The organism is Arthrobacter sp. RIT-PI-e (genome assembly GCF_001187915.1).
In the GTDB taxonomy this organism is placed as follows: Bacteria; Actinomycetota; Actinomycetes; order Actinomycetales; family Micrococcaceae; genus Arthrobacter_D.
Genome location: NZ_LGIU01000003.1, coordinates 1 through 25,434 on the forward strand (window position 1 = coordinate 1; position 25,434 = coordinate 25,434).

At 69.6% G+C, this 25,434-nt stretch carries 28 protein-coding genes and 1 tRNA gene; 4 read left to right on the forward strand and 25 right to left on the reverse strand.

Annotation, left to right across the window (positions count from 1 at the left end; all coding sequences use genetic code 11):
* Positions 1 to 123: 123 nt before the first annotated feature.
* The 6 genes from nrdF to AC792_RS00060 all read right to left on the reverse strand — a co-directional run bounded on the left by nrdF (position 124) and on the right by AC792_RS00060 (position 6,664).
* The gene (nrdF, locus tag AC792_RS00035; protein ID WP_049828563.1) at positions 124 to 1,098 is read right to left on the reverse strand and encodes a class 1b ribonucleoside-diphosphate reductase subunit beta; all 975 of its coding nucleotides are present in this window, start codon (positions 1,096 to 1,098) and stop codon (positions 124 to 126) included.
* Positions 1,099 to 1,181: 83 nt separating this feature from the next.
* Positions 1,182 to 3,335 carry a class 1b ribonucleoside-diphosphate reductase subunit alpha gene (gene nrdE / locus AC792_RS00040; RefSeq protein WP_049828564.1) on the reverse strand — a complete coding sequence of 718 codons (2,154 nt, stop codon included), beginning with the start codon at positions 3,333 to 3,335 and terminating at the stop codon, positions 1,182 to 1,184.
* Entirely contained in the window at positions 3,332 to 3,790 is a 459-nt protein-coding gene (nrdI, locus tag AC792_RS00045; protein ID WP_049828598.1) for a class Ib ribonucleoside-diphosphate reductase assembly flavoprotein NrdI, read from the reverse strand. The genes nrdE and nrdI overlap by 4 nt, the downstream gene beginning before the upstream one ends.
* A 54-nt stretch (positions 3,791 to 3,844) precedes the next feature.
* Positions 3,845 to 4,090 carry a glutaredoxin-like protein NrdH gene (nrdH, locus tag AC792_RS00050; protein WP_049828565.1) on the reverse strand — a complete coding sequence of 82 codons (246 nt, stop codon included), beginning with the start codon at positions 4,088 to 4,090 and terminating at the stop codon, positions 3,845 to 3,847.
* A gap of 446 nt (positions 4,091 to 4,536) precedes the next feature.
* Complete coding sequence (locus AC792_RS00055) at positions 4,537 to 5,439, reverse strand: methylenetetrahydrofolate reductase (RefSeq protein ID WP_049828566.1); 903 nt, start codon at positions 5,437 to 5,439, stop codon at positions 4,537 to 4,539.
* Positions 5,440 to 5,533: 94 nt separating this feature from the next.
* The gene (locus AC792_RS00060) at positions 5,534 to 6,664 is read right to left on the reverse strand and encodes an App1 family protein (protein ID WP_049828567.1); all 1,131 of its coding nucleotides are present in this window, start codon (positions 6,662 to 6,664) and stop codon (positions 5,534 to 5,536) included.
* Between the two features lie 186 nt (positions 6,665 to 6,850).
* Between AC792_RS00060 and AC792_RS00065 the strand changes: the two genes are divergently transcribed.
* The 3 genes from AC792_RS00065 to AC792_RS17405 all read left to right on the forward strand — a co-directional run bounded on the left by AC792_RS00065 (position 6,851) and on the right by AC792_RS17405 (position 8,236).
* Entirely contained in the window at positions 6,851 to 7,204 is a 354-nt protein-coding gene (locus AC792_RS00065; protein ID WP_049828568.1) for a hypothetical protein, read from the forward strand.
* A gap of 196 nt (positions 7,205 to 7,400) precedes the next feature.
* Complete coding sequence (locus AC792_RS00070) at positions 7,401 to 7,658, forward strand: hypothetical protein (RefSeq protein ID WP_152915925.1); 258 nt, start codon at positions 7,401 to 7,403, stop codon at positions 7,656 to 7,658.
* Positions 7,659 to 7,954: 296 nt separating this feature from the next.
* Positions 7,955 to 8,236, forward strand: coding sequence for a hypothetical protein (locus tag AC792_RS17405; protein WP_049828570.1), 282 nt, complete (start codon positions 7,955 to 7,957; stop codon positions 8,234 to 8,236).
* A 91-nt stretch (positions 8,237 to 8,327) separates the two neighbouring features.
* Here the strand turns inward: AC792_RS17405 and AC792_RS00080 are convergent, their stop codons facing one another.
* The 3 genes from AC792_RS00080 to AC792_RS00090 all read right to left on the reverse strand — a co-directional run bounded on the left by AC792_RS00080 (position 8,328) and on the right by AC792_RS00090 (position 10,649).
* Positions 8,328 to 9,731, reverse strand: coding sequence for an acetamidase/formamidase family protein (locus AC792_RS00080; RefSeq protein ID WP_049828599.1), 1,404 nt, complete (start codon positions 9,729 to 9,731; stop codon positions 8,328 to 8,330).
* Between the two features lie 127 nt (positions 9,732 to 9,858).
* On the reverse strand, positions 9,859 to 10,104 hold the full coding sequence (locus tag AC792_RS00085; protein WP_049828571.1) for a hypothetical protein: 246 nt from the start codon (positions 10,102 to 10,104) through the stop codon (positions 9,859 to 9,861).
* 17 nt (positions 10,105 to 10,121) lie between these two features.
* Positions 10,122 to 10,649: an AAA family ATPase gene (locus tag AC792_RS00090; protein WP_049828572.1), complete on the reverse strand. Its 528-nt coding sequence runs from the start codon at positions 10,647 to 10,649 to the stop codon at positions 10,122 to 10,124.
* An 86-nt stretch (positions 10,650 to 10,735) separates the two neighbouring features.
* Between AC792_RS00090 and AC792_RS00095 the strand changes: the two genes are divergently transcribed.
* Positions 10,736 to 11,632, forward strand: coding sequence for a serine hydrolase (locus AC792_RS00095; RefSeq protein WP_049828600.1), 897 nt, complete (start codon positions 10,736 to 10,738; stop codon positions 11,630 to 11,632).
* A gap of 173 nt (positions 11,633 to 11,805) precedes the next feature.
* Here AC792_RS00095 and AC792_RS00100 read toward each other — a convergent pair whose 3' ends face one another.
* From AC792_RS00100 to thiD, 16 genes are all read right to left on the reverse strand, one after another.
* Positions 11,806 to 12,552 (reverse strand): NUDIX hydrolase, encoded by a 747-nt coding sequence (locus AC792_RS00100; RefSeq protein WP_049828573.1) that lies wholly within the window; start codon positions 12,550 to 12,552, stop codon positions 11,806 to 11,808.
* Positions 12,549 to 13,655 carry an AAA family ATPase gene (locus tag AC792_RS00105; RefSeq protein ID WP_049828574.1) on the reverse strand — a complete coding sequence of 369 codons (1,107 nt, stop codon included), beginning with the start codon at positions 13,653 to 13,655 and terminating at the stop codon, positions 12,549 to 12,551. Before AC792_RS00105 ends, AC792_RS00100 begins: the two co-directional genes overlap by 4 nt.
* Positions 13,652 to 14,308: a nicotinamide riboside transporter PnuC gene (pnuC, locus tag AC792_RS00110; protein WP_049828575.1), complete on the reverse strand. Its 657-nt coding sequence runs from the start codon at positions 14,306 to 14,308 to the stop codon at positions 13,652 to 13,654. Before pnuC ends, AC792_RS00105 begins: the two co-directional genes overlap by 4 nt.
* A gap of 105 nt (positions 14,309 to 14,413) precedes the next feature.
* A complete protein-coding gene (locus AC792_RS16660; protein WP_152915926.1) occupies positions 14,414 to 15,154 on the reverse strand; it encodes a M15 family metallopeptidase in 741 nt (246 codons plus the stop codon).
* 193 nt (positions 15,155 to 15,347) lie between these two features.
* Positions 15,348 to 15,420: transfer RNA gene (locus tag AC792_RS00120), tRNA-Ala, on the reverse strand.
* 93 nt (positions 15,421 to 15,513) lie between these two features.
* Positions 15,514 to 16,194 carry a histidine phosphatase family protein gene (locus tag AC792_RS00125; RefSeq protein WP_049828576.1) on the reverse strand — a complete coding sequence of 227 codons (681 nt, stop codon included), beginning with the start codon at positions 16,192 to 16,194 and terminating at the stop codon, positions 15,514 to 15,516.
* On the reverse strand, positions 16,191 to 16,592 hold the full coding sequence (rsfS, locus tag AC792_RS00130) for a ribosome silencing factor (protein ID WP_049828577.1): 402 nt from the start codon (positions 16,590 to 16,592) through the stop codon (positions 16,191 to 16,193). Before rsfS ends, AC792_RS00125 begins: the two co-directional genes overlap by 4 nt.
* Positions 16,593 to 16,619: 27 nt before the next feature.
* On the reverse strand, positions 16,620 to 17,537 hold the full coding sequence (locus tag AC792_RS00135; RefSeq protein WP_049828578.1) for a hypothetical protein: 918 nt from the start codon (positions 17,535 to 17,537) through the stop codon (positions 16,620 to 16,622).
* Between the two features lies 1 nt (position 17,538).
* Positions 17,539 to 18,204 (reverse strand): nicotinate-nucleotide adenylyltransferase, encoded by a 666-nt coding sequence (gene nadD / locus AC792_RS00140; RefSeq protein ID WP_268753324.1) that lies wholly within the window; start codon positions 18,202 to 18,204, stop codon positions 17,539 to 17,541.
* A gap of 83 nt (positions 18,205 to 18,287) precedes the next feature.
* Complete coding sequence (locus AC792_RS00145; protein WP_049828580.1) at positions 18,288 to 18,512, reverse strand: hypothetical protein; 225 nt, start codon at positions 18,510 to 18,512, stop codon at positions 18,288 to 18,290.
* A 106-nt stretch (positions 18,513 to 18,618) separates the two neighbouring features.
* Positions 18,619 to 19,989 (reverse strand): glutamate-5-semialdehyde dehydrogenase, encoded by a 1,371-nt coding sequence (locus tag AC792_RS00150; protein ID WP_049828581.1) that lies wholly within the window; start codon positions 19,987 to 19,989, stop codon positions 18,619 to 18,621.
* 46 nt (positions 19,990 to 20,035) lie between these two features.
* The gene (proB, locus tag AC792_RS00155; protein ID WP_049828582.1) at positions 20,036 to 21,196 is read right to left on the reverse strand and encodes a glutamate 5-kinase; all 1,161 of its coding nucleotides are present in this window, start codon (positions 21,194 to 21,196) and stop codon (positions 20,036 to 20,038) included.
* Positions 21,197 to 21,201: 5 nt separating this feature from the next.
* Positions 21,202 to 22,785, reverse strand: coding sequence for a GTPase ObgE (gene obgE, locus AC792_RS00160; protein WP_049828583.1), 1,584 nt, complete (start codon positions 22,783 to 22,785; stop codon positions 21,202 to 21,204).
* Positions 22,786 to 22,896: 111 nt separating this feature from the next.
* Positions 22,897 to 23,157: a 50S ribosomal protein L27 gene (gene rpmA / locus AC792_RS00165; protein ID WP_028280075.1), complete on the reverse strand. Its 261-nt coding sequence runs from the start codon at positions 23,155 to 23,157 to the stop codon at positions 22,897 to 22,899.
* A 57-nt stretch (positions 23,158 to 23,214) separates the two neighbouring features.
* Positions 23,215 to 23,523: a 50S ribosomal protein L21 gene (rplU, locus tag AC792_RS00170; protein WP_049828584.1), complete on the reverse strand. Its 309-nt coding sequence runs from the start codon at positions 23,521 to 23,523 to the stop codon at positions 23,215 to 23,217.
* Positions 23,524 to 23,746: 223 nt separating this feature from the next.
* On the reverse strand, positions 23,747 to 25,339 hold the full coding sequence (thiD, locus tag AC792_RS00175; RefSeq protein WP_049828585.1) for a bifunctional hydroxymethylpyrimidine kinase/phosphomethylpyrimidine kinase: 1,593 nt from the start codon (positions 25,337 to 25,339) through the stop codon (positions 23,747 to 23,749).
* Between the last annotated feature and the right edge of the window lie 95 nt (positions 25,340 to 25,434).

Sequence of the window (25,434 nt, forward strand, 5' to 3'; positions counted from 1 at the left end):
TCATGAGGGGTAGGTCCTTCGCGCGGATGGGTTGTAGAGGTACTTCCATCCTGCGCTCGGGGACCTACCCCTTTCGCACGCTCACACCACCTGGCGCGTTAGCAACGTCATGACCCACAACACCTAGAAGTCCCAGTCCTCGTCCTCGGTGTTCACGGCCTTGCCGATCACGTACGAGGAACCCGAGCCGGAGAAGAAGTCGTGGTTCTCGTCCGCGTTCGGGGACAGCGCCGAGAGGATCGCCGGGTTCACATCGGTCACCGACGACGGGAACATCGCCTCGTAGCCGAGGTTCATCAGCGCCTTGTTGGCGTTGTAGTGCAGGAACTTCTTGACGTCCTCCGCCAGACCCACGCCGTCGTAGAGATCGTGGGTGTACTGGACCTCGTTCTCGTACAGCTCGAAGAGCAGCTCGAACGCGTAGTCCTTGATCTCCTGACGGCGCTCCGGCGTCGCACTCTCCAGTCCGCGCTGGAACTTGTAGCCGATGTAGTAGCCGTGCACGGCCTCGTCACGGATGATCAGGCGCACCAGGTCGGCGGTGTTCGTGAGCTTGGCCCGCGAGGACCAGTACATCGGCAGGTAGAAGCCGGAGTAGAACAGGAAGCTCTCCAGCAGCGTGGAGGCCACCTTGCGTTTCAGGGGGTCGTCACCGCGGTAGTAGTCGGTGACGATGTGCGCCTTCTTCTGCAGGTTCACGTTCTCCGTGGACCAGCGGAACGCCTCGTCGATCTCCTTGGTGGAGGCCAGGGTGGAGAAGATGGAGGAGTAGCTCTTGGCGTGCACCGACTCCATGAACGCGATGTTCGTGAGGACGGCCTCCTCGTGCGGCGTGATGGCGTCCGGGATGAGGCTGACCGCTCCCACGGTCGCCTGCACGGTGTCGAGCAGCGTGAGACCGGTGAACACGCGCATGGTGAGCTGCTGCTCCTCCGGCGTCAGCGTGGCCCAGGACTGGACGTCGTTGGACAGCGGGATCTTCTCCGGCAGCCAGAAGTTGTTCACCAGCCGGTTCCAGACATCCACGTCCTTGTCGTCCTGGATGCGGTTCCAGTTGATGGCCTGGACCTGGTCTACGAGCTTCAGCTTCTCGCTCATGGTGTGTTCCTTCTCTGCGTGGGTACTGCCTGGTGTGCCGGAAGCCAGGTCGGGCCTACGCCCGACCTGGCCAATTTAGTTGCCTAGAGCATGCAACTGACGCAGCCCTCCACTTCCGTCCCTTCCAGCGCGAGCTGGCGGAGACGGATGTAGTAGACGGTCTTGATGCCCTTGCGCCACGCATAGATCTGCGACTTGTTGATCTCACGCGTGGTGGCGGTGTCCTTAAAGAACAGCGTCAGGGAGAGCCCCTGATCCACGTGCTGCGTGGCAGCGGCGTAGGTGTCGATGATCTTCTCGTACCCGATCTCGTACGCGTCCTGGTAGTACTCCAGGTTGTCGTTGGTGAGGTACGGCGCCGGGTAGTACACGCGGCCCAGCTTGCCCTCCTTGCGGATCTCGATCTTCGACGCCACCGGGTGGATGGAGGACGTCGAGTTGTTGATGTACGAGATGGAACCGGTGGGCGGGACGGCCTGCAGGTTCTGGTTGTAGATGCCGTGCTCCATGACCGAGGCCTTCAGCGCACGCCAGTCCTCCTGGGTGGGGATCCGCACGTCGGCGAACAGCTCACGCACGCGCGCCGTCGCCGGCTCCCACACCTGGTCGGTGTACTTGTCGAAGAACTCGCCGCTCGCGTACGTGGAGCGCTCGAACCCGCCGAACGTGCGCCCGGTCTCGATGGCCATGAGGTTCGAGGCCCGGAGGCAGTGGTACACCACCGAGTAGAAGTACATGTTCGTGAAGTCCAGGCCCTCCTCGGAGCCGTAGTGGACCCGCTCGCGTGCCAGGTACCCGTGCAGGTTCATCTGCCCGAGGCCGATGGCGTGCGAGGCGTCGTTCCCGGCGGCGATCGAGGGCACCGAGCTGATGTGGCTCATGTCGGACACGGCCGAGAGGCTGCGGATGGCGGTCTCGATGGTGCGGCCGAAGTCCGGGGAGTCCATGGTCTTCGCGATGTTCAGCGAGCCCAGGTTGCAGGAGATGTCCTTCCCCACGGTGTCGTAGGAGAGGTCCTCGTTGTACGTGGTGGGCTCGGAGACCTGCAGGATCTCGGAGCACAGGTTGCTCATGATGATCTTGCCGTCGATCGGGTTGGCCCGGTTCACGGTGTCCTCGAACATGATGTACGGGTAGCCGGACTCGAACTGGATCTCCGCGATGGTCTGGAAGAACTCTCGGGCCTTGATCTTGGTCTTCTTGATCCGGGCGTCGTCCACCATCTCGTAGTACTTCTCGGTGACCGAGATGTCGGAGAACGGCATGCCGTACACGCGCTCGACGTCGTACGGGGAGAACAGGTACATGTCCTCGTCGCGCTTGGCGAGCTCGAAGGTGATGTCCGGGACCACGACGCCGAGGGAGAGGGTCTTGATGCGGATCTTCTCGTCCGCGTTCTCCCGCTTGGTGTCGAGGAAGCGGTTGATGTCCGGGTGGTGCGCGTGCAGGTACACCGCACCGGCACCCTGGCGGGCACCGAGCTGGTTGGCGTAGGAGAAGCTGTCCTCGAGGAGCTTCATCACGGGGATCACGCCGGAGGACTGGTTCTCGATCTGCTTGATGGGCGCACCCACCTCGCGGATGTTCGTGAGTGCGAAGGCCACGCCGCCGCCGCGCTTGGAGAGCTGGAGCGCGGAGTTGATCGAGCGGCCGATCGACTCCATGTTGTCCTCGATGCGGAGCAGGAAGCAGGAGACCAGCTCGCCGCGCTGGCGCTTGCCGGCGTTCAGGAAGGTGGGGGTGGCGGGTTGGAAGCGGCCGTCGATGATCTCGTCCATCATCTGGACGGCGAGCTCCTCGTTGCCGCGCGCCAGGTGCAGTGCCACCAGGCACACGCGGTCCTCGTAGCGCTCCAGGTACCGCTTGCCGTCGAACGTCTTCAGCGTGTACGAGGTGTAGAACTTGAAGGCGCCGAGGAAGGTCTCGAAGCGGAACTTCTTGGAGTACGCGCGCTTGTAGAGGTCGCGGATGAAGTTCATCGTGTACTGGTCGAGGGTCTCGCGCTCGTAGTACTCGTTCTTCACGAGGTAGTCGAGCTTCTCCTCGAGGTCGTGGAAGAACACGGTGTTGTTGTTCACGTGCTGCAGGAAGTACTGGTTGGCCGCCTCGCGGTCGGCGTCGAACTGGATCTCCCCGCTCGGCCCGTACAGGTTGAGCATCGCGTTGAGCTCGTGGTACCCCATGTCCTTGAACCGATCCACCGCCGCTGCGGGCGTCTCCGTCTCTGCAACACTCATGTCCAAAACTCTTCCAATCCTGTAATTACTCGGTCCACGTCCTCGGACGTACCCATGACTTCAAATCTGTAGAGAACCGGCACGTCGCACTTTGCTGCGACGATGTCGGCGGCGAGGCAGTAGGTCTCACCGAAGTTGGTGTTCCCCGCCCCGATCACCCCCTTCAGGAGGCTGCGGTTCTGCTCGTTGTTCAGGAACTTCACGACCTGCCGGGGTACCGCCCCGTGACCGGTGATGCCACCGTAGGTGGGGAGTACCAGGACGTAGGGGCGAAGGGCCCGCAGCGTGGGCTCCCTGGTCAGAAGCGGCATGCGGGCCGCTTCGAGCCCCAGTTTCCCGACGAAACGGTGGGTGTTGTCGGAGACCGACGAGAAGTAGATCAGCGGGGCTTCGGTGAGCGGCCCCTCCACCTCGGTCCCGGCGTCGTCGGGCTGGTAAATGCTGCGGTGTTCCATGGCGGGAGTGGTCATGGGATCGACCTCCACCTGCGGGCCCCTGAAGGGGTCCGCTCAGGCTACCGAGCTGACGGCCGACTCGGCGAGAGCACTGATCTTGTCGGGGCGGAACCCGGACCAGTGGTCGTTGTCCGTGATGACCACCGGTGCCTGCAGGTAGCCCATGGAGCGGAGTCGCTCCAGTGCGGCAGGATCCTGCGTGATGTCGATGCTCTGGTAGGCGATGCCCTTCTTGTCCAACGCACGGTAGGTCGCGTTGCACTGCACGCATGCCGGCTTGGTGTAAACCGTGACAGTCATGTCCTGATCCCCTTTTCCTCTACTGCTCGTGTACTGCGCCAAGACCGCAGCGCGGCCCCGGACAGGGGAAGAAATCCGGGGATTCCCGCGGCTGCGGCGCTCACGGCGTCCAGCGGTTGATTCTGTTCTTCGATACTACATCTAGTGCACCGCCGTGGAGCGGACCCCTAGATGATGTATTACAACTATGTCATTTACCCACGGAATCGTCCACAGGATGTCCACAGGACCACCCCGGTGAGGACCCCCGTGGACCCCCGGCGGGCGGGGGTCCGGCCCCGGGATCACGCCCCGTCCACAGGATGTGGAGGGCGGTTCCGCACAGGCAGAAAAACTTCCGTGTCGGGATTGTTCGGCGTGTCGCGCAGGTGGCCCGGAGCTGCCCCGGGACGGGGCCCGGGGCAGGCGACACGGAGGGACGGACGGCAGTGCACCGCGCTGCAGGGCTACAGCGTCACGGCCGATCCGGCCTCCGGCGGACGCGCGAGGTCCAGTGCCTCCAGCACGTCCAGGGCGGCGGTGGGCTGGTTGAAGGTGTAGAGGTGGATGCCGGGTGCGCCCTCGTCCAGCACCGCGCGCCCCAGCTCCACGGTGGCGCCCACACCGAGGCTGCGGCGGGCGTCGTCGTCCTCCGCCTCCTCGAGCCGGGCCATCAGGTCCCGGTCCGGCTCGATCCCGGCGAGGTCGCAGAGCTTCGTGAGGCGCCGCGGACTGGTGAAGGGGATCAGCCCCGGGATGATCGGGATGGTGACGCCGGCATCCCGGGCACGGGTGAGCAGACCCGCGTAGTCGGAGCGGCGGAAGAAGATCTGGGTGATGGCGAAGTCCGCTCCCGCCGCCTCCTTCGCGAGGAGCACCGCGACGTCCTGTTCCAGGCTCTCCGACTCCGGGTGACGCATGGCGTACGCCGCGACCCCCACGGAGACCTTGCCCGCCGCCAGCTGGGCGGTGCGCCCCGACTCCACCTCTCGGATCAGCCGGACGAACTCGTCGGCGTACCGGATCTCCCCGCTCGGCTCCGTCCGGCCTTCCGGCAGGTCACCGCGGAGGGCGAGGAGCCCGCGCACTCCCCCGTCCAGGAGCCGCTCCACGATCTCCACCAGCTCGACACGCGTACTGCCCACACACGTCAGGTGGGCGAGCGGTTTCAGGGTGGTGTCCGTGAGCAGGTGCCGGAGCAGGCCGATCGCCGCCTCCCGGTTGCTCCCGGCGGCACCGTAGGTGACGGACACGAAGTCCGGGCGCGTCTCCTCCAGACGTTGGACGGTGGTCCAGAGGGACTCCTGCGCCTCCGAGTTCCGGGGCGGGTACAACTCGAAGGAGAGGGCGGGATAGGCCGACGGCGACATCAGGTTCCTCCGGGGACGACGTGTCACCCCCCGGATCCGACGGGTGGCGCGGTGGGGTTTCGGCGGGAAGGGAAGGGACGGACCGACGGACGCGTCAGTGCGCGTCCGTCGGTCCTCCGCCGGATCGCGAATCGGCGTCGATGATGCCCAGCTCCTCCAGCTGGGCCGACATCCCTGCGCCGTCCGGTGCGTAGATCCAGGGGATGCCGGGAGTGGAATGGCCGCGGGACCGCGAACGGCCACCTGCCAGCACCGCCTCTCCCGCGGACAACTGACGGATGGCGATGGCGCGGACGTTGCCCGGGTGCCGCTGCGCGAACTCGGCGTAGATCTGCTCGTCGTGCTGACCGTCGTCGCCCACCAGCAGCCACTTGATGTCGGGGAACTCCTCGGCCAGCTGTTCCAGGGACCTGCGCTTGTGGTCCTGCCCGCTCCGGAACCAGCGGTCCTGGGTGGGGCCCCAGTTGGTCAGCAGCTTGGGCCCCGCGGGGTAGAGATTACGGGACAGGAAACGCGAGAGGGTCGGTGCGACGTTCCAGGCGCCGGTGGACAGGTAGAGCACCGGCGCGGACCGGATGCTGCGCACGATCCGCTCGTACAGCACCGCCATGCCCGGGGTGGGGGTACGGGCGTGCTCGTCGAGGACGAACGTGTTCCACGCCGCCAGGAACGGGCGCGGCAGGGCCGTGACCACCACGGTGTCGTCGATGTCCGAGACCACACCGAAATCGGCGTCCTCCTCGAACACCCGGACCGGGCTCTTCACGGTCTCGGACCCGCCGGAACTCAGGGTGATGGTGTGCCATCCCGGCCAGAGCGACGACGGGATGCGGACGTCGACCACCCCGCCGCGGTCCGCCTTCACCTCGTGGACCGTGTCCCCCACGGTCACCTGCACCGAGGCGTGGGCCACGGGCGCGCTCGTGAAGTTGCGCCACCCGCGGAGCCCCTCCTGGATCGGCTTCAGCGGACCGGCCACTGCACCCTCGCCCTGGTCACGTGCGTCGCTGCGCACCACACGCGCAAGGACACGCACCCAGGAGGTGGTCCCGTACCCGGTGTAGGGGATCACCGTCTCCACCTTGCCGCGGCGTAGTGCGATGCGCGTCTGGAAGCTCAGCCAGGCATCATTGAGGCGCATGGCCAGATGTCGGCTCTCCGCCTCGGTCCCACCGCTGGGAGGTGTGTCGCGGTGAGGACTCGGTGTCGCGGGATCTGGCTGCATGCCCCCAGTCTGGCACGGTCGGGTGACGGAAGGAGGTGTGATCCCCCTCCACGTGTGCCGGGCGGTGTCCGCCGAGGTCACGGGGGGCTAACAACTTCTCGCCACCGTGTGGCGGACGGCGGAGCAGTGCGGGGCGGATGCGACCCTGAGGACTCGGTCCATCGCACGAGCATCGTAGGAGGAATCATGGGACAGACCTCGGGAACGGCATCGCGTCTCCTCAAGGAGGAGCCGGAGTTGCGGGCATGGGACACCGCGGCCGCACAGGATCCCGGGTCCGCCGCGATGGACCTCGCCCACGCCATCCGGTTCGGGCGGGCACAGGAGGCCCTCGAGCAGCTCGTGGTGGGTGAGGCCGGGCTGACCGCGGATCACGCGAGGGCACTCCACTTCGCCAACGAGATGGCAGAGCTGCATCATTACGCTCCACTGATCGCCGTGCAGGACGGCACCCCGGCCCTCGCTCCCGGGGTGATCGAGCTCATCAGGTCCTTCCCCGAGTTCGGCCTGTGGGCGGGGCAGCCCACCTGGCGGCTCTGACACCCGAGCCGGACCGCCGGGCCCGGCGCAGGACCGGGGACCCTGCCGGAACCGCACCTGCCGTGCGCCGAGGGCGGGCTGGGGGCGGGCTCGATCGACTGTTTCTCCGCAGTGCTTCGTCAGGATTTCCCGGGCCTCCCCTGGAGGAGGCACCACCGCGCCTACGCTGGGTCTCGTCGATCGACCACGAGGGGAAATGATGGCCGCTGGGGCTTGTTCTGCTGTACGTCGGATCACCGGTCCGGTTCTCGCCGTCGCCGTCTCGGGTGGGCTCGTGCTCGGCGCCGCCGGGTCTGCGCACGCCACCTGCGCCCCGGGCCCGGTGAAGGGATCCTCCGCCGGTGACTCGACCCTGTGCCTCCCCCTCGACGACGCGGAGGTGTCCGCGGGGGAGATCATCGGCGCCGCGGCGGTGAGGACGACGCCCCCCACGCCCGTCACCCCACCGCCGTAGGGGTCCCCGGGCCCCGCACCCGGCACGCCGGCACCTGAATCGCCGGCACCGCCGGCACGCCGCAACCCGCCGCACCCGCGCCGGCACCGGCTCCGCCGCCTACGCCCCCGCCCCCCGCACCCGTACCGGCACCCGCACCTGCACCACCGGTCGGTCCGCACCCCGCCGAACCCGCCCCGGCCTCCCCTGCACCCCCGGTCCTGGCACCTCCGCTTCCCGCTCCGGCACCGCTGCCGCCTGCGCCCGTCCTTCCCGAGCAGACCGTCGTCGACGAGACCGCAGCCCAACTGCCCGCGGTGGAGGCGCCCCTCGAGGAGCCCGTCCTCGAGGAGGAGCCTGCTCTCGAGGAGGAGCCGGAGGAGACACCGGCGACGCAGCGGCCCTCGCCGCGGGCCGCGCCGTCGGCCACCGCCGTCGCCGTCTCCGTCCCGGCGTCCACCGCCGCCCCCATCGTGATCAGGGCGACGGCGGACCAGCAGGTGTCCACCCGCTCGCCGGTGCTGCCCGCGATCATCGTGGGCTGTGTACTCGCGCTCGCGGCGGCCGGCGTTCTCGCGGTCCGCAGACGCGCCCTGTAACCCTCGCTGCACGGGACCGTCGGCACGGAGGAACCCGCCCACCCGAGCGGGTCGCTCGGGTGGGCGGGTTCCTCGTCCCGCGCCGGTGGTCCTAGGAGAAATCGGCCTTCCTGATCAGACCGTGCACACCCACGGTCCGGTCCACCACCTGCGACACCGCGAAGTCGGCGGCGGCGGAGAGGTAGGCGTAGGCCACAGCCCGGTCCATGCCGCGATCGTTCTGCAGGAAGTCCAGCGCATTGACGATGGCTCGCCGCATCGCGATGTTCAGGTCGCTGGTGATCTCCCCGGCGAGTCCGGCGGGATCGGAGAGCCCGATCGGGATCCACGCGTCGGCGGTCTCGCCGAACGGGTAGGTGTAGGCGACGGACGGGGCGTCGCCGGAGCCGGGCTTGCAGACGGTCAACCGGAAGGTCCCGCGCAGGGAACCCTCCATGGCCGTCAGGGCCACCTCGCCGTCGCCCATCCCCATGTGCGGATCGCCCACGTAGAACAGGGCGCCGTCGGCATTGACCGGGAGGTAGAAGGTGGAACCCGGGCCGAGGTGGCGGATGTCGATGTTGCCGCCGCCCAGGGTGGGTGGGACCGAGTTGGCCTCCGGGGAGGTGAGCCCGTCGGCGTCCGCGAACGCCACGCCCATCATGCCGAAGAAGGGACGCAGCGGGAACCGGACGGACATGTCGCCGCTGGTCATCACGCCCTTGCCGTCCTCGATCGGCGTGAACACCGACACGTTGCCGTAGTCGGAGGGGATGCCGGAGGAACGGTTGTCCGTCTCCACGGGCGGCATGACCTCGTCCAGGGTGATCCCGGCGGGCGGCTGGACATCGGGCCGCACGGCGAGCCCGCCCTTCCCATGACGGCTCGAGACCACACCGTAGGGGACGCGCGGAACGGATTCCAGCGTCTCGATCTTCAGCACGTCGCCCGGCTCCGCGCCCTCCACCGCCACCGGCCCGGTCACGATGTGCGGGCCGTCGACGTCGAAGTCGCGGGGTGTCCGGTTGTACTCCGCGGCGATGATCGCCGCGTCCTCGAGGACGCTCTCCTGCGGTACGCCGAGGGCACCGAAGTACTCGCGCGGGTCCCGGCCCTGGTCCTCGAGGATCCCCTCGTGGGACATGGAGTCGATCGTGACCGTCCGGCCGGAACCGATGGTCATCACGGGGGTGGCATGGACGGTGGGGACGTACCCCCACAGCACCTCGTCCGGGGTGGACGCGAGGTAGGCGTCGCCCAGAATGGTGCCCGCGTTCGGCTGGAGGATCTCACCGAATCCGCCGAAGGAGGGCGTCGGCCCGCTTCCGGGAGAGGTCGGCGACGGCGAGCCGCCCGCTGCACCGCCGGCGGGTGCACCACCGGAGGCCGGTACCGCCCCGCTGCAGGCCGAGGCCGCGGTCATGGTACCGAGCGCGGCCACGACCCCCATGAAACGTCTTCTCCCGAGACCCTTCGCGAGGGCCTCCGCTGCGTCCCTGCCGAACGTGTCACTCATCATGTTCTCCTTGCTCGAGGTGAGTGACGACGCTAACGGGCTCCCGTTTCCGGTTCGTGTCCGGGATGTGTCGGCGACCGGGCCACCCGTCCGCGTGGACCTCCGCCGGGGACGGTGACGGAACCGGTCAGGGCCCCACGCGGACGACCCTGCTCCTCCGCCGCCGGGACCGGACCACGTGCGTCACCCGGACCACGGTCCGGACGGACCACGCGAGAACGAGGAGGACACCGAGGGTCAGCACCAGCTGGTCCGTCCCCGTCCAGTGCCCCTCACCCCCGTGGATCGCAGCCGGTAACACCAGCAGGAGCAGGACCATCATGCCGATCGACTGGAGCGAGGCGTCGTGCCGGTAGGACTCGTTCTTCTTCATGGCCACCCTGCAGTCTCTCAGACAGCCACGGCGACCTGCGCCGCGATCCGTTCGGCGGCCTCCGCCGGGGTGATCGAGGTGGTGTCGATCACGTGCGCCTCGTCGCCCAGCCAGGTACGGAACGCCTCCGCGTAGGGGGCGAGGTACGTGAAGCGGAACGTGGAAGGCCCCAGCACGGCGTCGTTCCGTATCCGTTCCCTGAGCGTGTCCTGGTCGGAGTGGAGCACGAAGTGGTGCACGGGGATGTGATGTGAGGCCAGCCCCGCGCTGATCTCCCGCCAGTACGCCTCCACCAGTACCGTCATCGGCATCACGAGGGTTCCTCCGGTGTAGTCGAGGACGCTGCGTGCGGTCTCGACCACGAGCTCCCGCCACGGCCGCCAGTGCTGGAAGTTGTCGGTCTCCGGGAGCCCCGGGTGGATGTCCATCAGCGTCTCCCCCACCTTCTCGGCGTCGAGCACCAGGGAGTCCGGGATCAGGTGCTGCACGAGGGGCGCGGTGGTGGTCTTGCCTGCGCCGTGGGTTCCGTTCAGCCAGACGATCATCGACCCAGCGTAGTGATACCGCGCCGGACCGCCGTCCGTCCGGGAGAGAATGAGGGATGCATCTTCGAGGACGGCCGGTGGACAGGATGAGCGCAGCTCCCGGATACCAGAACGGACGGCGGTCGGCCGCCGCGCTGCGCCGACGCCGCATCCTCCTCCGCACCCTCGCTGTCCTCCCGGTGCTCGTGGTCGCCGGCCTGCTGCTGGTGCACTTCGCGGCCACCGACCCCCGGACGACGTCGGACGACGCGCAGGGCCGGCAGCCGCCCGCGGCAGCGGCTCCCGCCTCCCTGGACGACCGGATCGCGGCGATCATCGCGGATGCCGGTGACTGCCGCGTGGCGGTGGCTGTGGCCGATGTCTCGGGCGACGTCGTCGAGACCTACGGTGACGATTCCAGGTTCTTCGCCGCCAGCACGGCCAAGATCATCACGGCCGCCGCCTACTACCACCTGGTGGAGGGCGGGCAGCTGCGTCTCGACGAGCAACTGGGGGACTTCGATGCCGCGTTCCAGCTCCAGGCCATGATCAACGACAGCAACAACGATGCATGGTTGCTGCTCATGCAGCGGATCGGGTACCCGGAGCTGATCGACTACGCCGCGTCGATCGGGATCACCTACGACCCGGAGGAGAACCTCCTCACGGCGACCGACCTCGCGGTCGTCCTGAGGGGCCTCGACAACGGAGTGCTGCTCGATGCGGAGGACACCGCGCAGCTGCTCGGCTTCATGCAGGACACCAACAACGAGGACCTCATCCCTGCGGCCTCCCGCGCGGACATCACCGTGCACCACAAGTACGGGGAGGTGGAGGGCAACCTGCACGACGCCGCCCTCCTCAGCGACGGCACTGCCACCTTCGCGCTGGTGGTGCTCACCGAGGACCCGCGGGATCCCGCCACCGACGACGTCGACCAGATCCAGCTGATCCGCTCCGTCACCCAGGCCGTCGAGGACACGCTCCTCCCCACCGGCCGCTGAGCAGCACGCCCCGGGACCGTACCCTCGAACACGCCACCGCCGGGTCATGATGATCGCCGAGCGGCTGCACGTCATCGACACGGAGGAGGCCCCGGACCAGGCCCGAGGAGGACGTCCTCCAGGCCGACCACAGCGGGTGCGCCCGGATCCCCGGGGAGCCCGGCGAGAACCCGTCAGTGATCCGACGTCGCCGCGGGTCGTGCCATGGGCGGGCTCAGGTACTCGCTCCTGACGGTGAAGACGGCGGCCGGAGCGCCCTTAGAGCGGGCCACCTTCCGGCCGGTACCGATCAGGGCACCGCTCATCTTCCGCGTGAAGTTGCCGGCGTCGAGCTTCTCGGTGTTCCAGACGGCCTCGTAGACGTGGCGCAGCTGGTAGAGCGCGAACTCCTCCGGGACGAGCTTGGCGGCGGTGAGCGTGTACTCGATCTTTCCCGCCAGCCGCTCGAGCGCCGTGGTGAGGATCTCGCGGTGGTCGAAGGCCAGCTCCTCGTGGTCGAGGACCTCGCGGACCGGCTTCCAGTGGGCGGCGGAGGCGTCGCTCCCCGGGGCGAGCTCGGGCAGGGAACGGCCGTCCGTGGCGAGCAGGGCGAGATGCGCGACGGAGACGACGCGCATCCGCGGATCCCGCTCCGGGGAGCTGTAGGTGGCGAGCTGCTCGACATGGGCGCGGTGGGTCGCCAGATCCAGACCGGTCTCCTCGGCCAGCTCGCGCCATGCGGCGTGTTCGGCATCCTCGTCGGGTCCCACGAACCCGCCGGGCAGGGCGAGGGCGTCCTTGAACGGGTGCATGCCACGGCGGATGAAGGGCGCGTGCAGGGTGCTGCCGGTGACCGCGAGGACCACCAGGTCCACGGTCAGGGCCACGGACGGGTACTCGGCGGGGTCGTAGTCCTCGAGGAACCTCTCCTGGGTGCTCACTCCACGCCTGCCAGGACGGTGCGTGTTGCCCAGGGCGGGGAGGTGAAGCGGTGACGTCGGGGGATGACGAGGTCGATGATCCCGGTCGCGGTCCTCATGCGCCGCTCGTGGTCGCCGGAGACGAGGATCCAGGAGTGGCCGGCGGCCGTGAGCTCCTCCTCGAACCATTCGGTCATCTCAGCCCGCGGGTGCTCGGCCTCCCGCCAGCCGTCGTCCTCGAAGGCCACACCGTGGTGGTCGGTGATCAGGTAGAGGTCGCGGCGCGGCAGCTGCTGGACGGCGCGGTACGAGCCGTGGCTGTGCTCCCCGATGTAGATCCTCTCGAAGAGGGAGGTGGCGATCGAGTCGGTGTCGGCGATGACCAGCGGGCAGCGCGCCGCCGCCTCGTTCTCCAGCTCGTTCTGCCGCTCGCCGATGACGGTGAAGTCCTCGGAGGTCCATACGAGGTCCGGGACCTCGGCCCCGGGGGACGTCATCTGCAGCGCGGCGAGCTTGTCGTAGGTGTACTGGCGGCCGAACTCGGGTACGTCGACGAGCTCGGGGTAGCTGCTGCGGTAGTGCTCGGTCAGGGCTCCTGCGAGGGTGCTGGTGCCCGTGGACTCGGCGCCGACGAGGATGATGCGCACGGCCAGGTCCTGCCGGGCGGGCTTGATGATGTTCCTCCAGGCCGCGGTGAGGTTGTCGCGGCAGAGCGTCCCGCTGACCGGGTAGGTGGTGCGGGCGGCGTCCACCAGGACGTGCGCGGCGCCGAAATGCCCGGCCAGCTCCTCTCCGTACTCCTCGGAGCTGAAGACGGTGTCGACGGCGGTGATGCCGTTCGTCCGCAGGGCGATGCGCAGCGCCTCGTCATGTGCCCGCCAGATGTCCGGGGAGTCGTAGTCCTCGGGGCAGTCGTTCGGCATCCCGATGACCTGCACGTCCGTCCCGTCGAACTCGGCGGCCAGCCACCGCACGCGGTCGGCCACGCCGATGTTCTCGAACCGGTTGCCGAGGACGACGACGGCGAGGTGCGCGCTGGCTACGGCGGCGGTACGGATGAGGTGCCGGTGGCCGGCGTGGGGTGGGTAGAACTTGCCGATGACGACGCCCTGCCCGGTGGTCATGCCGCCACCTTCTCGACGCCGGAGGTGGCGGCCCCGGTGCGGGTGCGCCTCCAGTCGACGAGACCGTAGACGCACAGTGCGGTGAAGCCGATGTAGAGGATGGCGGTCAGGTTCAGGCCGCGGGAGAAGTACAGCGGCACGCTCACGAGGTCGATCGCGATCCACACGTACCAGTGCTGGAAGATCTTCTTGGCCTGCCCGTAGGTCGCCAGCAGGGAAGCTGCGAGGACGAAGGCGTCGGGCCAGGGAACCTCGGAGTCGGTGCCGTGGGTGAGGATCATGGCGATGCCGATCGTGGCGAGGACGACGGCGCCGAGTCCGGTGACGATCTCGGTGCGACCGGCGTCCCGGATGGGCAGATCGCCGGTGTCCTCGGTGTTCCTGGCCCCGCGGACCCAGTTGTACCAGCCGTAGACGGCCACGGAGGCGAAGACGGCCTGCAATACGGTCTCGCCGTAGAGACCGGCGCCGAGGAACAGGATCATGAAGGCGATGTTGTTGACGATGCCGACCGGCCAGTTCCAGGACTTCTGCCGGGCGACGCCGTAGACACAGGCGGCTCCGGTGACGAACCCGATGACCTCGATCCAGCTGACGGGCGCTCCGAGCAGGGTGGCTGCCGGGGAGTTCATCCAGTCCAGTACTGCGTCCATGTCTCGCTCCTGATTTATTGTCAATCTGACAATAAAGATTCTACGTCATTCTCCTGCCCTGCGGAAGAACCGAGGAGGGGCGGTCCCGCGCGATCCTGACCCTCCTCAGCGGTCGAGGATCGAGATGTACTCCTCGAGCACGGTGATGCCGCGCCCGTGCATGTCGGCAGCCGCTTCGGTGCCCACCCAGCGCAGGTGCCACGGCTCGTGGGTGTACCCCGTGAGTCCCTCGGCCCCGGCGGGGTAGCGGACGATGAACCCGTGACGCCAGACGTTCTCCGCGGCCCACGCTCCCGCCGGCGTCCGGGCGAAGCACGCCTGGAGCGCGCAGGCGTTGTCCGGTGTGCCGATGTCGACGGCGAGTCCCGTCTGGTGCTCGCTCGCCCCCGCGGGGGCCGAGATCCGCCCGGCCTCCTCGGCCCCGTAGATCTGGGTGTAGCTCTCGACGAGCCCGGCCTGCTGGTCGTAGGGCCTGTACCCGCTCACGGCCGTCATACCGATACCGGCTGAGCGGGCGGCGGCCAGGAGGTCCGTCAGATCGGCAGCCGCCATGGGTGCGAGCAGGGCGCCCTCGACGTCGACCAGGGACGTCGGGGCGAACGCCGGGTCCAGCGGGTGCTCGCGGTTCACCAGGAGCGGGGCCGTACCCTGCCGGACCTCGACCGGCACCTCCCGGGCCGTGGCGCCCGTGTACCCCACGAGCAGGAGGCAGACGATCCCGATGACGGCGATGTGTGGAAGCGGGGAGCCCCGCCCCGGCTCGGCGTCCTCACCGTCCTGGACCCCTGCCGCCCGGACCTCGGCCCGCCTGGACCCGGATCCTGCGGAGGTGGTGTTCCGGGTCATCGCGGATACCACTCCTTCGGCAGAACGGGATGCTTGCTCCGCCCACACTACTGGCGGGTTCGGGCAGGCATCCGGAACCGGAACCGGAACCGGGAAAATGGTCGCGGCAGGGGCATGACGAGGAGAACATCATCGGGACGACGAAGAACCGCCGGATCCCGGGGCTTCTGCCCCGGGATCCGGCGGTTGTCGGTGGAGCTAAGGGGATTCGAACCCCTGACCCCCTGCATGCCATGCAGGTGCGCTACCAGCTGCGCCATAGCCCCTCGCCTGCACTTGCTCCTTCGGGCTAACCTGCCGGAGCAACTCGTTCAGCCTAGTGGATCGTCAGCGCGTCGACAAATCGGCGGCGCGTGCCCTCAGCCCTCGAGCGGCTCGGAGGGCAGCGACCCCAGACCCACGTTGTGCTCGGTCAGCTGCCAGGAGAACAGTGCGTCCTTCCGGCCCACCACCTCGTGCACCTCGGACCAGTGGCAGTTGGACAGTCCGGCCAGCGCACCCCACCGCTCCGGGGGCAGGCCCATGAGGGCGGCGAGGGCGGCCCGGATGGAACCACCGTGGCTGACCACCACCAGCGTCTCCCCCTCGGAGCTGCCCGCGACGGCGTCCGTGACGGCTGCGAGCATCCGTCGGCCCACGTCGAGCCGGCTCTCCGCCCCTCCCGCACGCACCTCGGGGTCCCCACCGCGCCAGGCGGCGTTGTCCTCCGGGAACCGCTCGTCGATCTGCGCGAAGGACAGACCCTGCCACCGTCCCGCATCGGTCTCCCGCAGGCGGGCGTCGTGACGCACCTCGAGTCCGGTGAGCGACGCCAGGGCCAGCGCGGTGTCCCGGGCGCGCCGGAGGTCCGAGGAGACGATCCTGGTGGGCTGACGTGTCAGGAGCACCTCGGCCGCACGGGCGGCCTGGTCCTGGCCGGTCGCGTCGAGGTCGATGTCCTCCTGCCCCTGGAACAGGCCCTTCCGGTTCCATTCCGTCCGGCCGTGCCGCCAGAAGATGATCCGACGCCCGGCCGGATCCTCGTAGGGGTGCGGTGTCACTCCGCTGCGGAGTCGGAGGACGCCGCGCCCTGCGGTGCTTCCGCGAGCTGCAGATCGACGGCCGGGCAGTCCTTCCAGAGCCGATCGAGGGCGTAGAACACGCGGTCCTCCTCGTGCTGGACGTGTACCACGACGTTCGCGTAGTCGAGCAGGACCCAGCGGCCCTCGCTGCGGCCCTCGCGACGGACCGGCTTGAGGTCCTGCTTCGAGAGTTCCTCCTCGATGCCGTCGACGATCGCGTTCACCTGCCGCTCGCTCGGTGCCGAGGCGATCAGGAAGACGTCGGTGATGGCCAGGCGGTCACTGACGTCGATGGCGATGATGTCCTGCGCGATCTTGTCCGCAGCCGCATGTGCGGCCGTCCGGGCGATCTCGATGGATTGTTCGGTGGCGCTCACTGATCTCCTTGTGTGTGGACAGCTTCCCTACCCGTTGAGGGAGCTGACGATCATCATTATCCCGGTAGCGAGCGCAGCCGCGCCCACCCCGAAGACCGAGTACTGCAGATACCGCATCCGGCGGAGCCGCCGCTGGCCCGCCGTCATCGCATCCAGGGGGTCGAGCCCGAACGCGCTCCTGGCGCCCACCGGTCCCGATGCCGGGGCGATCGCGCCGGGCAGTGCCGCACCCGGGATCACCACGGGGATGAGGGACGTGGAGGCCTGCAGGACCACCTGGTTGCTCCCGGCGACGTGCAGCACCTGGAGCGGGGCGAGGAAGGACAGGTTGGAGGGCACCGTGGGATCCTGGGGCGCGGGCAGGGCCAGGACGGGCCGATCCGCCTGCTCCTGCGCCTGCCGGGCCCGGGCGTTCAGCGCCGCCGCCCGCTGGGCGAGCACCCGCTGGCGCTCGAGCAGCACGGGGTCGACGGCGAAGGGGTCGTCCGAGCCCTGCGCCATGACCTCGTCGACGTGCTCCCGGGTCGCGGAGGCGAGCGCGTTGCGTTCGGCCAGGGCCTCCTCGACCGTCATGCCGCCGTCCGGACCATGGTGACCCGTGGTGCTCGGTCCGGCCGGTGGCATGCGCGCCGGGACCGTCCCGGTTCCCTGCAGCGCCGCCATGCTCGCGGTGTACTGGAGTCGGCGGTCCCGCCGTCCGCCGGGCAACGGCTCCTTCAGGTCCCGCGCCGGCTGGTCGGTCTCGGGGGCCACAGCCCTGCCGTCCACCTGCTGCAGGCGTAGTTGGCGCCTCGTGGGCAGTTCGGTGCGCGGAGCGTCGGGGGTCCAGCCCGTACTACCGTCGGCGGCCGCGCCGTCGTCCTCCTCGTGGACCGCGCGGGCCTCCGGATCCGTCGCCGGACCGGGCGCGGCGGGACGCGCCGCGCCTCTCCACGTCCTCCTCATGTCACCACCCGGTCGGTCCCACGGGGCTCGGGACGTGCCCGTGCTCCCGCTCCGGCAGGAGGACGTCCCCACCGCTGCTCGAGGACGCCCCCTCCTGGCTGCGCCGGTCCCGGTAGAGCCGGTACTTGGCGATGTACTGCACCACGCCGTCCGGTACGAGGTACCAGACGGGTTTGTCGTCGCCCACCCTGCGCCTGCAGTCGGTGCTGGAGATCGCCATGGCCGGCACCTCCAGCAGGCTCACGTCGCGCCCGCCGCCGGTCAGCTCGTGACCGGGCCGGGTCACGCCGATGAAGTGCGCGAGCGACCACAGTTCCTCCGCGTTCTTCCAGGTGAGGATCTGCGACATGGCGTCGGCACCCGTGATGAAGAACAGCTCGGCGTCCGGCCGCTGGGACTTGAGGTCACGCAGGGTGTCGATCGTGAACGTGGGCCCGGGACGGTCGATGTCCACCCGGCTGACGGTGAAGCTGGGGTTCGATGCCGTGGCGACGACGGTCATCAGGTAGCGGTGCTCCGCGGCGGTGACGTCCTTGTCCGCCTTCTGCCACGGCTGGCCGGTGGGCACGAAGACCACCTCGTCCAGGTCGAAGACGGAGGCCACCTCGCTCGCCGCGACCAGGTGTCCGTGGTGGATCGGGTCGAACGTCCCGCCCATGACGCCCAGGCGCCACGGGGTTCCACTGCGGCCGCCTGGCCGTGGGTCCCCCGTGGCGTCCTGTGTGCTGCTGTTCTCGGTCACCGGATCTGCTAGTGCCGGTTCGCTTCGCCGTGGTCGTGGTTGTTGGCGTGCTGCTTGTGCGGGTCCACGTGCTCCTCGGTGGCCTCGTGACGGTTCCTGACATTGGCGAAGGAGACCGTGACGAGGAGGAGGAGGAGCAGGATGCCCATGACCACGAGCCCGTACACGAGCGGCGGCATCGGCAGTTCGACGTGTTCGGTGGCCAGCAGCGCGCTGCCGAGGGAGTAGAGCATGGTGGTCCTCTGTCGGTTCAGGAGTCGCCGGGCAGCTGCTGCCCGGTTCTGTCTTGTCCCTCCCATGGTAGCCGCAATGGGAAACGGGGCCGCCCAGTGCGCGGGGTCAGGAACGCACCTGACCCTCGCCCTGCACGATCCACTGCGTGGTGGTGAGCTCGGCCAGTCCCATGGGCCCCCGTGCGTGCATCTTCTGGGTGGAGATGCCCACCTCGGCCCCGAGACCCAGCTCACCGCCGTCGACGAAACGGGTGGAGGCGTTGACCAGCACCGCCGCCGAGTCGACCCCGGCGACGAACTCCTCCGAGGAGGCGAGGCTGTCGGTGATGATCGCCTCGCTGTGTCCGGTGCTCCAGCGCCGGATGTGCCGCAGCGCCTCCCCCACGGAGTCGACCGTGCGGACGGCGAGGTCGAGCTGCATGTACTCCCGGCCCCAGTCGTCCTCCGTGGCCGGGACGGCCGGGACGACGCCGTCCTCCTCTCGCAGGAGTGCGGCCGAGCGCTCGTCGACGTGCAGGGTGACCCCCGCCCGCCGCAGGGCCGCGAGCACCCCGGGAGCCGCTGCGGACGCGCTGTGGACCAGGAGGGTCTCCACGGTGTTGCACACACTGGGGCGCTGGGTCTTGGCGTTGAGGAGGATCCTGATCGCCATCGACTCCTCGGCACTCTCGTCCAGGAGGATGTGCACGTTGCCCTCCCCCGTCTCGATCACGGGTACCCGGGCGTTCCGGACCACCGACTGGATGAGCTCGCGCCCGCCCCGCGGGATCAGGACGTCGACCCGGCCGCGGGCCTCCATGAGGACCTGGGCGCCGGCCCGGCCGTACTCGTCGACGGTGAGGACGGCGTCCGCCGGCAGGCCGTGGTCCTCGAGCGTGTCGCGGACGATGCCGACGAGGGCCGCGTTGGTGGCCTGCGCCGCACTGCCCCCACGGAGGATCACGGCGTTGCCGCTCTTGAGCGCCAGGCCGGCGATGTCCACCGTCACGTTGGGCCGCGCCTCGTAGATCGCGGCCACCACGCCGAGGGGCACGCGGACCTGCCGCATGCGCAGTCCGTTCGGCAGCGTCTCGGCCCGGACGGCGGTGCCCACGGGGTCCGGGAGTGCCGCCAGCTGCGTCAGGGCCGCGGCGAGACCGTCGATCCGCCCGGCGTCGAGGGTGAGCCGGTCCAGGAGGTACTCGGAGGACCCGGCGGCTCGGCCGCGGTCGACGTCGGTCCTGTTGGCCGCGAGCACGACGTCCCGGCGTGCGACGAGGGCCTCCGCGACCGCCAGGAGCAGGCGGTCCTTCCGGGCGCGCGTGGCGCGGGCGAGGATCCGGGACGCCTCGCGCGAACGGTCGGCGAGGGCGTGGACGGCCGCCGTGAGTGCCTCCGGGGACGGTGCGGCATCCCGGGGAGCAGGCCCGGACGGCGACGGCGCCCCCTCGGCGGCGTCGTGGTTCCGGGTGGCGCGGACGTCCTGCAGTTCGGTCATGCGCCCAGTCTAGCCAGGGGCCTCCCGGACGCCCGGGGGTGTGACGTCATGACGCCGCGGATGCCCCCCGGAGCACCACGAGGTCGTTGACGTGGACCACCGACCGCTCGTACTCGGCCCCCAGCTCCCCGGCCAGCTCCTGCGTGGAGCGGCCGAGCATGCGCGGGAGTTCCGCGGACCCGTAGTTGACGAGGCCGCGCGCCACCGGGGCGCCGTCCGCGGCCACCAGTGCCACGGGGTCGCCCGCCTCGAACGTGCCCTCCACGCGGAGCACCCCGGCGGGCAGCAGCGAACGCCGCTGTTCCGCCACCGCGCGCACCGCGCCGTCGTCGAGCACCAGGGTGCCGAGCACCCGGGCGAGGTGGGCCAGCCACAGGAGCCGTATGGGCTGGCGTCTGCCCGTGGCCGTGAACCAGGTGCCCACGTCCGCACCACCCAGTGCCGCCGCGGCGTTGGCGGTGGAGGTCACCAGGGCCGGGATGCCGGAGGCGGCGGCGATCGTGGCGGCCTCCACCTTCGTGACCATGCCCCCGGTGCCCACCCCGGCCGCCCCGGTCCGCCCGATGGTGACGCCCTCGAGATCGGCGGGTGACGCGACGAGCGGGATGCGGGTGGCCCCGGCGCTCGGCGGTCCGTCGTAGAGTGCATCCACGTCGGAGAGCAGCACCAGGGCCTCCGCCTTCACGAGGTGGGCCACCAGTGCGGCGAGGCGGTCGTTGTCGCCGAAGCGGATCTCGTGGCTGGCCACGGTGTCGTTCTCGTTGACGACCGGCCCCACCCCGCAGTTCAGCAGGCGCTCCATGGCACGGTGGGCGTTGGCGTACGAGGACCGGCGGACGAGGTCGTCCGCCGTGAGCAGGACCTGGCTCACCGTCCCGCCGTGCACGGCGAAGGCCTGCGAGTACCGCGCCATGAGCAGTCCCTGCCCCCCGCTCGCCGCGGCCTGCTGCGTGGACAGCTGTGCCGGGCGGCGGGTGAGTCCGAGCGGGGCCAGACCGGCGGCGATCGCCCCCGAGGACACGAGGATGACCTCGGTGCCGGCCGTCCGGGAGGCGGCCAGCACGTCCACGAGCCCCACGAGCGCCTCCTCGGAGATCCCGCCGGTCACCGAGGTCAGCGAGGAGGACCCCACCTTGACCACGATCCGCCGCGCCCCGGGCAGCCCGGAGCGGGTGGACGGACCGGGATCCACCGTGCCTGCCGACATCGTCCCTAGCCCTGGGACTCGGAGTCCGCTTCCTGCCGGGCAGGGGCGGTCCGCTTGCGGTCCTGGACGGACTCCGTCCACACCCCGGCCTTGCGGTCCGCCTCGAGCTCCGCGCGGGCGGCGGCCTTGGCGTCCTTGCGCGCCTGGTACTCCTCGCGCTTCTGCTCGCGGGTGGGACGCACGTACTCGGCCAGGCGCAGGTCCGTACCACGGGGCCCGGCGAGCAGTTCGGCCCCGCCCATCATGGTGGGCTCCCAGTCGAAGACGACGCCGTCGCCCTCACCGATCACCACGGTGTCCCCGGGTTTGGCGCCGATCCTGAACAGCTCCTCCTCCACCCCGACCTTCGCCAGGCGGTCCGCGAGGTAGCCCACGGCCTCGTCGTTGGTGAAGTCCGTCTGCTGGACCCAGCGCTCGGGCTTCTCCCCGAGCACCCGGAACAGGGGCAGGGCGTCCTTCTCCTCGTGGCGGATCCGGAACGGCGCGGCATTCACGCCGCGGGGACGCAGCACGGGCGCCTCCACCTTCGGCGGGGTGGCGGCCACGGCGGCGCGGGCCTGCTCCACGATCTCGGCCATCGCGAACCCGAGCTGCCGGAGCCCCGCATGGCTGGAGGCGGAGACCTCGAACACGCGGTACCCGCGCTCCTCGAGGTCCGCCCGGACGAACCCGGCCATGTCCTTGCCGTCGGGCACGTCCACCTTGTTCAGTGCCACGAGCCGCGGGCGCTCGTTGAGCGGGACGACGTCGCCGTCGGGTCCCGCGAAACTCATGTCCACGGAGTACTTCTCCAGCTCGCGCTCGATGATCGCGAGATCGTTCAGCGGGTCGCGGTCGGTCTCCAGTGCGGCGCAGTCCAGCACGTGCACCAGTGCGGCGCAGCGTTCCACGTGGCGCAGGAAGTTGTGGCCCAGGCCGCGGCCCTCGCTGGCGCCCTCGATGAGCCCGGGCACGTCCGCGATGGTGAAGCGCGTGGACCCGGCCTCGACGACCCCGAGGTTCGGCACCAGGGTGGTGAAGGGGTAGTCGGCGATCTTCGGGCGGGCGGCCGACATGGCGGCGATCAGGCTGGACTTGCCCGCGGACGGGAAGCCCACGAGGGCGATGTCGGCGATGGACTTCAGCTCCAGGACGACGTCCCGCTCGTCCCCCGGGATGCCCAGCAGGGCGAACCCGGGCGCCTTGCGCTTCTGGGAGGACAGCGCCGCGTTGCCGAGGCCGCCCTGGCCACCGGCGGCGGCCACGAACTCGGTGCCCTCACCGACGAGGTCCGCGAGCACCTCGCCGTCCTTGGTCTTCACCACGGTGCCGTCCGGGACGGAGAGCACGAGGGTCTCCCCGCTCTTGCCGCCCCGCCAGTCGCCCATCCCGCTGCCGCCGTTGGTGGCGTGGCGGTGGGGGGCGTGGGGGTAGTCCAGGAGCGTGGTGGTCTGGTGGTCCACCCGGAGGATGACGTCGCCGCCGTCGCCGCCGTTCCCGCCGTCCGGGCCGCCCAGGGGCTTGAACTTCTCGCGGTGGACGGACACGCACCCGTGGCCACCGGTACCTCCGGATACGTGCAGGACGACGCGGTCAACGAAGCTCGCCACGAGGTTCTCCTTCTACAAGTGCTTCACTGTGCCGGATCGTACCGGCTTAACGAAAAGGTGGGGCGAGCCGTAGAGGCTCACCCCACCCGAATGCCTGGTGCGTCGGCAGAACTACTCTGCAGCGGCACCGACGATGTTGACGACCTTGCGTCCACGACGTGTACCGAACTCGACGGCACCTGCCTCGAGGGCGAACAGGGTGTCGTCCCCGCCGCGGCCGACGTTGGCGCCCGGGTGGAAGTGGGTGCCACGCTGGCGGACGATGATCTCGCCGGCCTTCACGACCTGGCCGCCGAAGCGCTTCACGCCGAGGTACTGCGCGTTCGAGTCGCGGCCGTTACGGGTGGAGCTTGCGCCCTTCTTATGTGCCATGGGTTATGCCTGCCTTCGCTGAAGTTGCTGCTTGACCGAAATGGTAGTCCGGGAGGACTACGCGATACCTGTGATCTTGACGCGGGTCAGTTCCGAACGGTGACCCTGGCGCTTCTTGTACCCGGTCTTGTTCTTGAACTTCTGGATGACGATCTTCGGGCCACGAAGGTTCTCGACGATCTCGGCGGTGACGGAGACCTTGGCGAGGTCCTCGGCCGCGGAGGTGATCTTGGCGCCGTCCACCAGGAGGAGGGCGGGAAGCTCGAACGTGCTTCCGGCCTGACCGGTGACGCGGTCAAGGGTAACGAGGTCTCCTACGGAAACCTTTTCTTGGCGGCCGCCTGCGCGGACAATCGCGTACACCACTGGGGAACTCACTTCTCTCGACGATCTTGACTTCTGATGAAAAAACCTGGGTGCGCATCTGCAGCAGTCCTGGAGGTTGCCCTGCCGGCCGACTCCCGCCGCACGTCCACCGTGCTGCGACCCGGGGGCCGCGCGTACCGGACGGACATTCTGCACAGTTGCTAATCCTGCGCAGTTGCTACCGGACATGCCGGGTGACAGACGAATGCACCGAGGGTCAAGGCTACGTCAGGACGGCGTCCTCCCGCAAATCAGGGCGTGCCGTGAGCGCGCCCTGACGTCCGTGGATCCGGGGGGCGTCGAAGAAGTCCCGCTCGTAGCGGCTGGACCAGTGGAAGGCCTGCAGCATCGCCTCGCGCTCGGTGGCGGACGCGGTCCGGTAGGCCCGGTCCGCGAGGTCCCTCGCCCGGGCGGTGGCGGCGGCGAAGTCCGGATCGGCGTAGGGGTCGATCCACGCGGCGTAGGGGTGATCCGGGCCAGCGGGCCCGCCGCCCTCCGGCCCGGCCCCCGCCGTGGCCGCCAGGATGTGCTCCCCCACGGCCGCGTAGAGCCAGAAGCACGGCAGCACCGCTGCCACGAGCTCCCCGTAGGAGCCCCCGGCGGCGGTGGCCCGCAGGTGGTCGCAGTAGGCCCGCGTCACCGGGCCCACCCCGACGTCGTCCTGCGTGCCACCGGTCTGCCGTGCCGACCAGGTGCGGTGCAGTTCGGCCTCCGTGCTCAGGCAGGTGGTCGCGGCGGACAACCAGAACAGCTGCTCCTCCTCCGAGCCCGCGGCGGCAGCCGCCAGGGCGAGGACGGCCGAGTACTCCCGGAGGGACAGCGCGTCCTGATGGAGGTAGTAGGCGAAGTCCGCTGCCGGTAGGGTTCCCTCCTGCAGGGCGACGACGAAGGGCAGCCCGAGGATCTCCGCCCGGATCCCGCCGGACTCACGCCAGGCGCGGTCCGTGAAGCGTTCCGGGGACGGCGGGGCGGACATCGCGTGGAAGTGGTTGACCGGCCCACTGCCCGCCCCCACCGCGAGGACCCCCGAGGTGCGCAGCGCTCCCTCGAGCCAGGACTTGGCCTCGGACACCGCGCGGGTCCAGCTACCCGTCACCGCGTACCGCGTGGCGATCGCGGACGAGAGCGAGCAGCCCGTGCCGTGCGAGTTCCGCGTGTCCACGCGCACCCCGTCGAACACGACGACGTCGTCCGGGCCGGCGGGCGGGACGAGGGCGTCGGGGCACCGCTCCCCCGTGAGGTGCCCGCCCTTCACGAGCACCAGGGTCCCGAGCCTCGTCGCGAGGAGAGCTCCCTGCGCGAGCGCCCCCGACCACGCCCGCGCCGGAGGCGCACCGACGAGCACGGCGAGCTCCGGGATGTTGGGGGGCACCAGCGAGCATCGGCGGGCGAGGTCGAGGACCGCGTGGCGCGCCTCCTCGTCGAGCAGACGCGCCCCGCTCGTGGCCACCATGCCCGGATCCAGCACCCCCGTTCCCGGGTGCGCGGCGTCCAGCCACTCGATCACGGTCCGCGCGATCGCCGCCGAGCCGAGCATGCCGATCTTCACCGCGTCGATGCGGATGTCGCAGCCGACGGCATCGAGCTGCTGCCGGAGGAACGCCGGCGGGGGCGTGTGCACCCCGGTGACCCCGAGGGTGTTCTGGGCCGTCAGGGCCGTCACCACGGTGAGGGCGAAGCCGCCGGAGGCCGCGATGCTCTTGATGTCCGCCTGGATCCCGGCACCGCCGCTCGGGTCCGAACCGGCGATGCTGAGGATGTTGGGAACCCGTGGGACGAGGTCCCTGTCCTGGACCGCCGGGGTACTGGTGCGCATGATGACATCCCTCCGCTAGGTACCGGACGCGCGGCGTCCGCTAGATCAGGTTCGACGGGTGTGATCTCAGCCCCCGATGGAGGGCACCCCGTGTC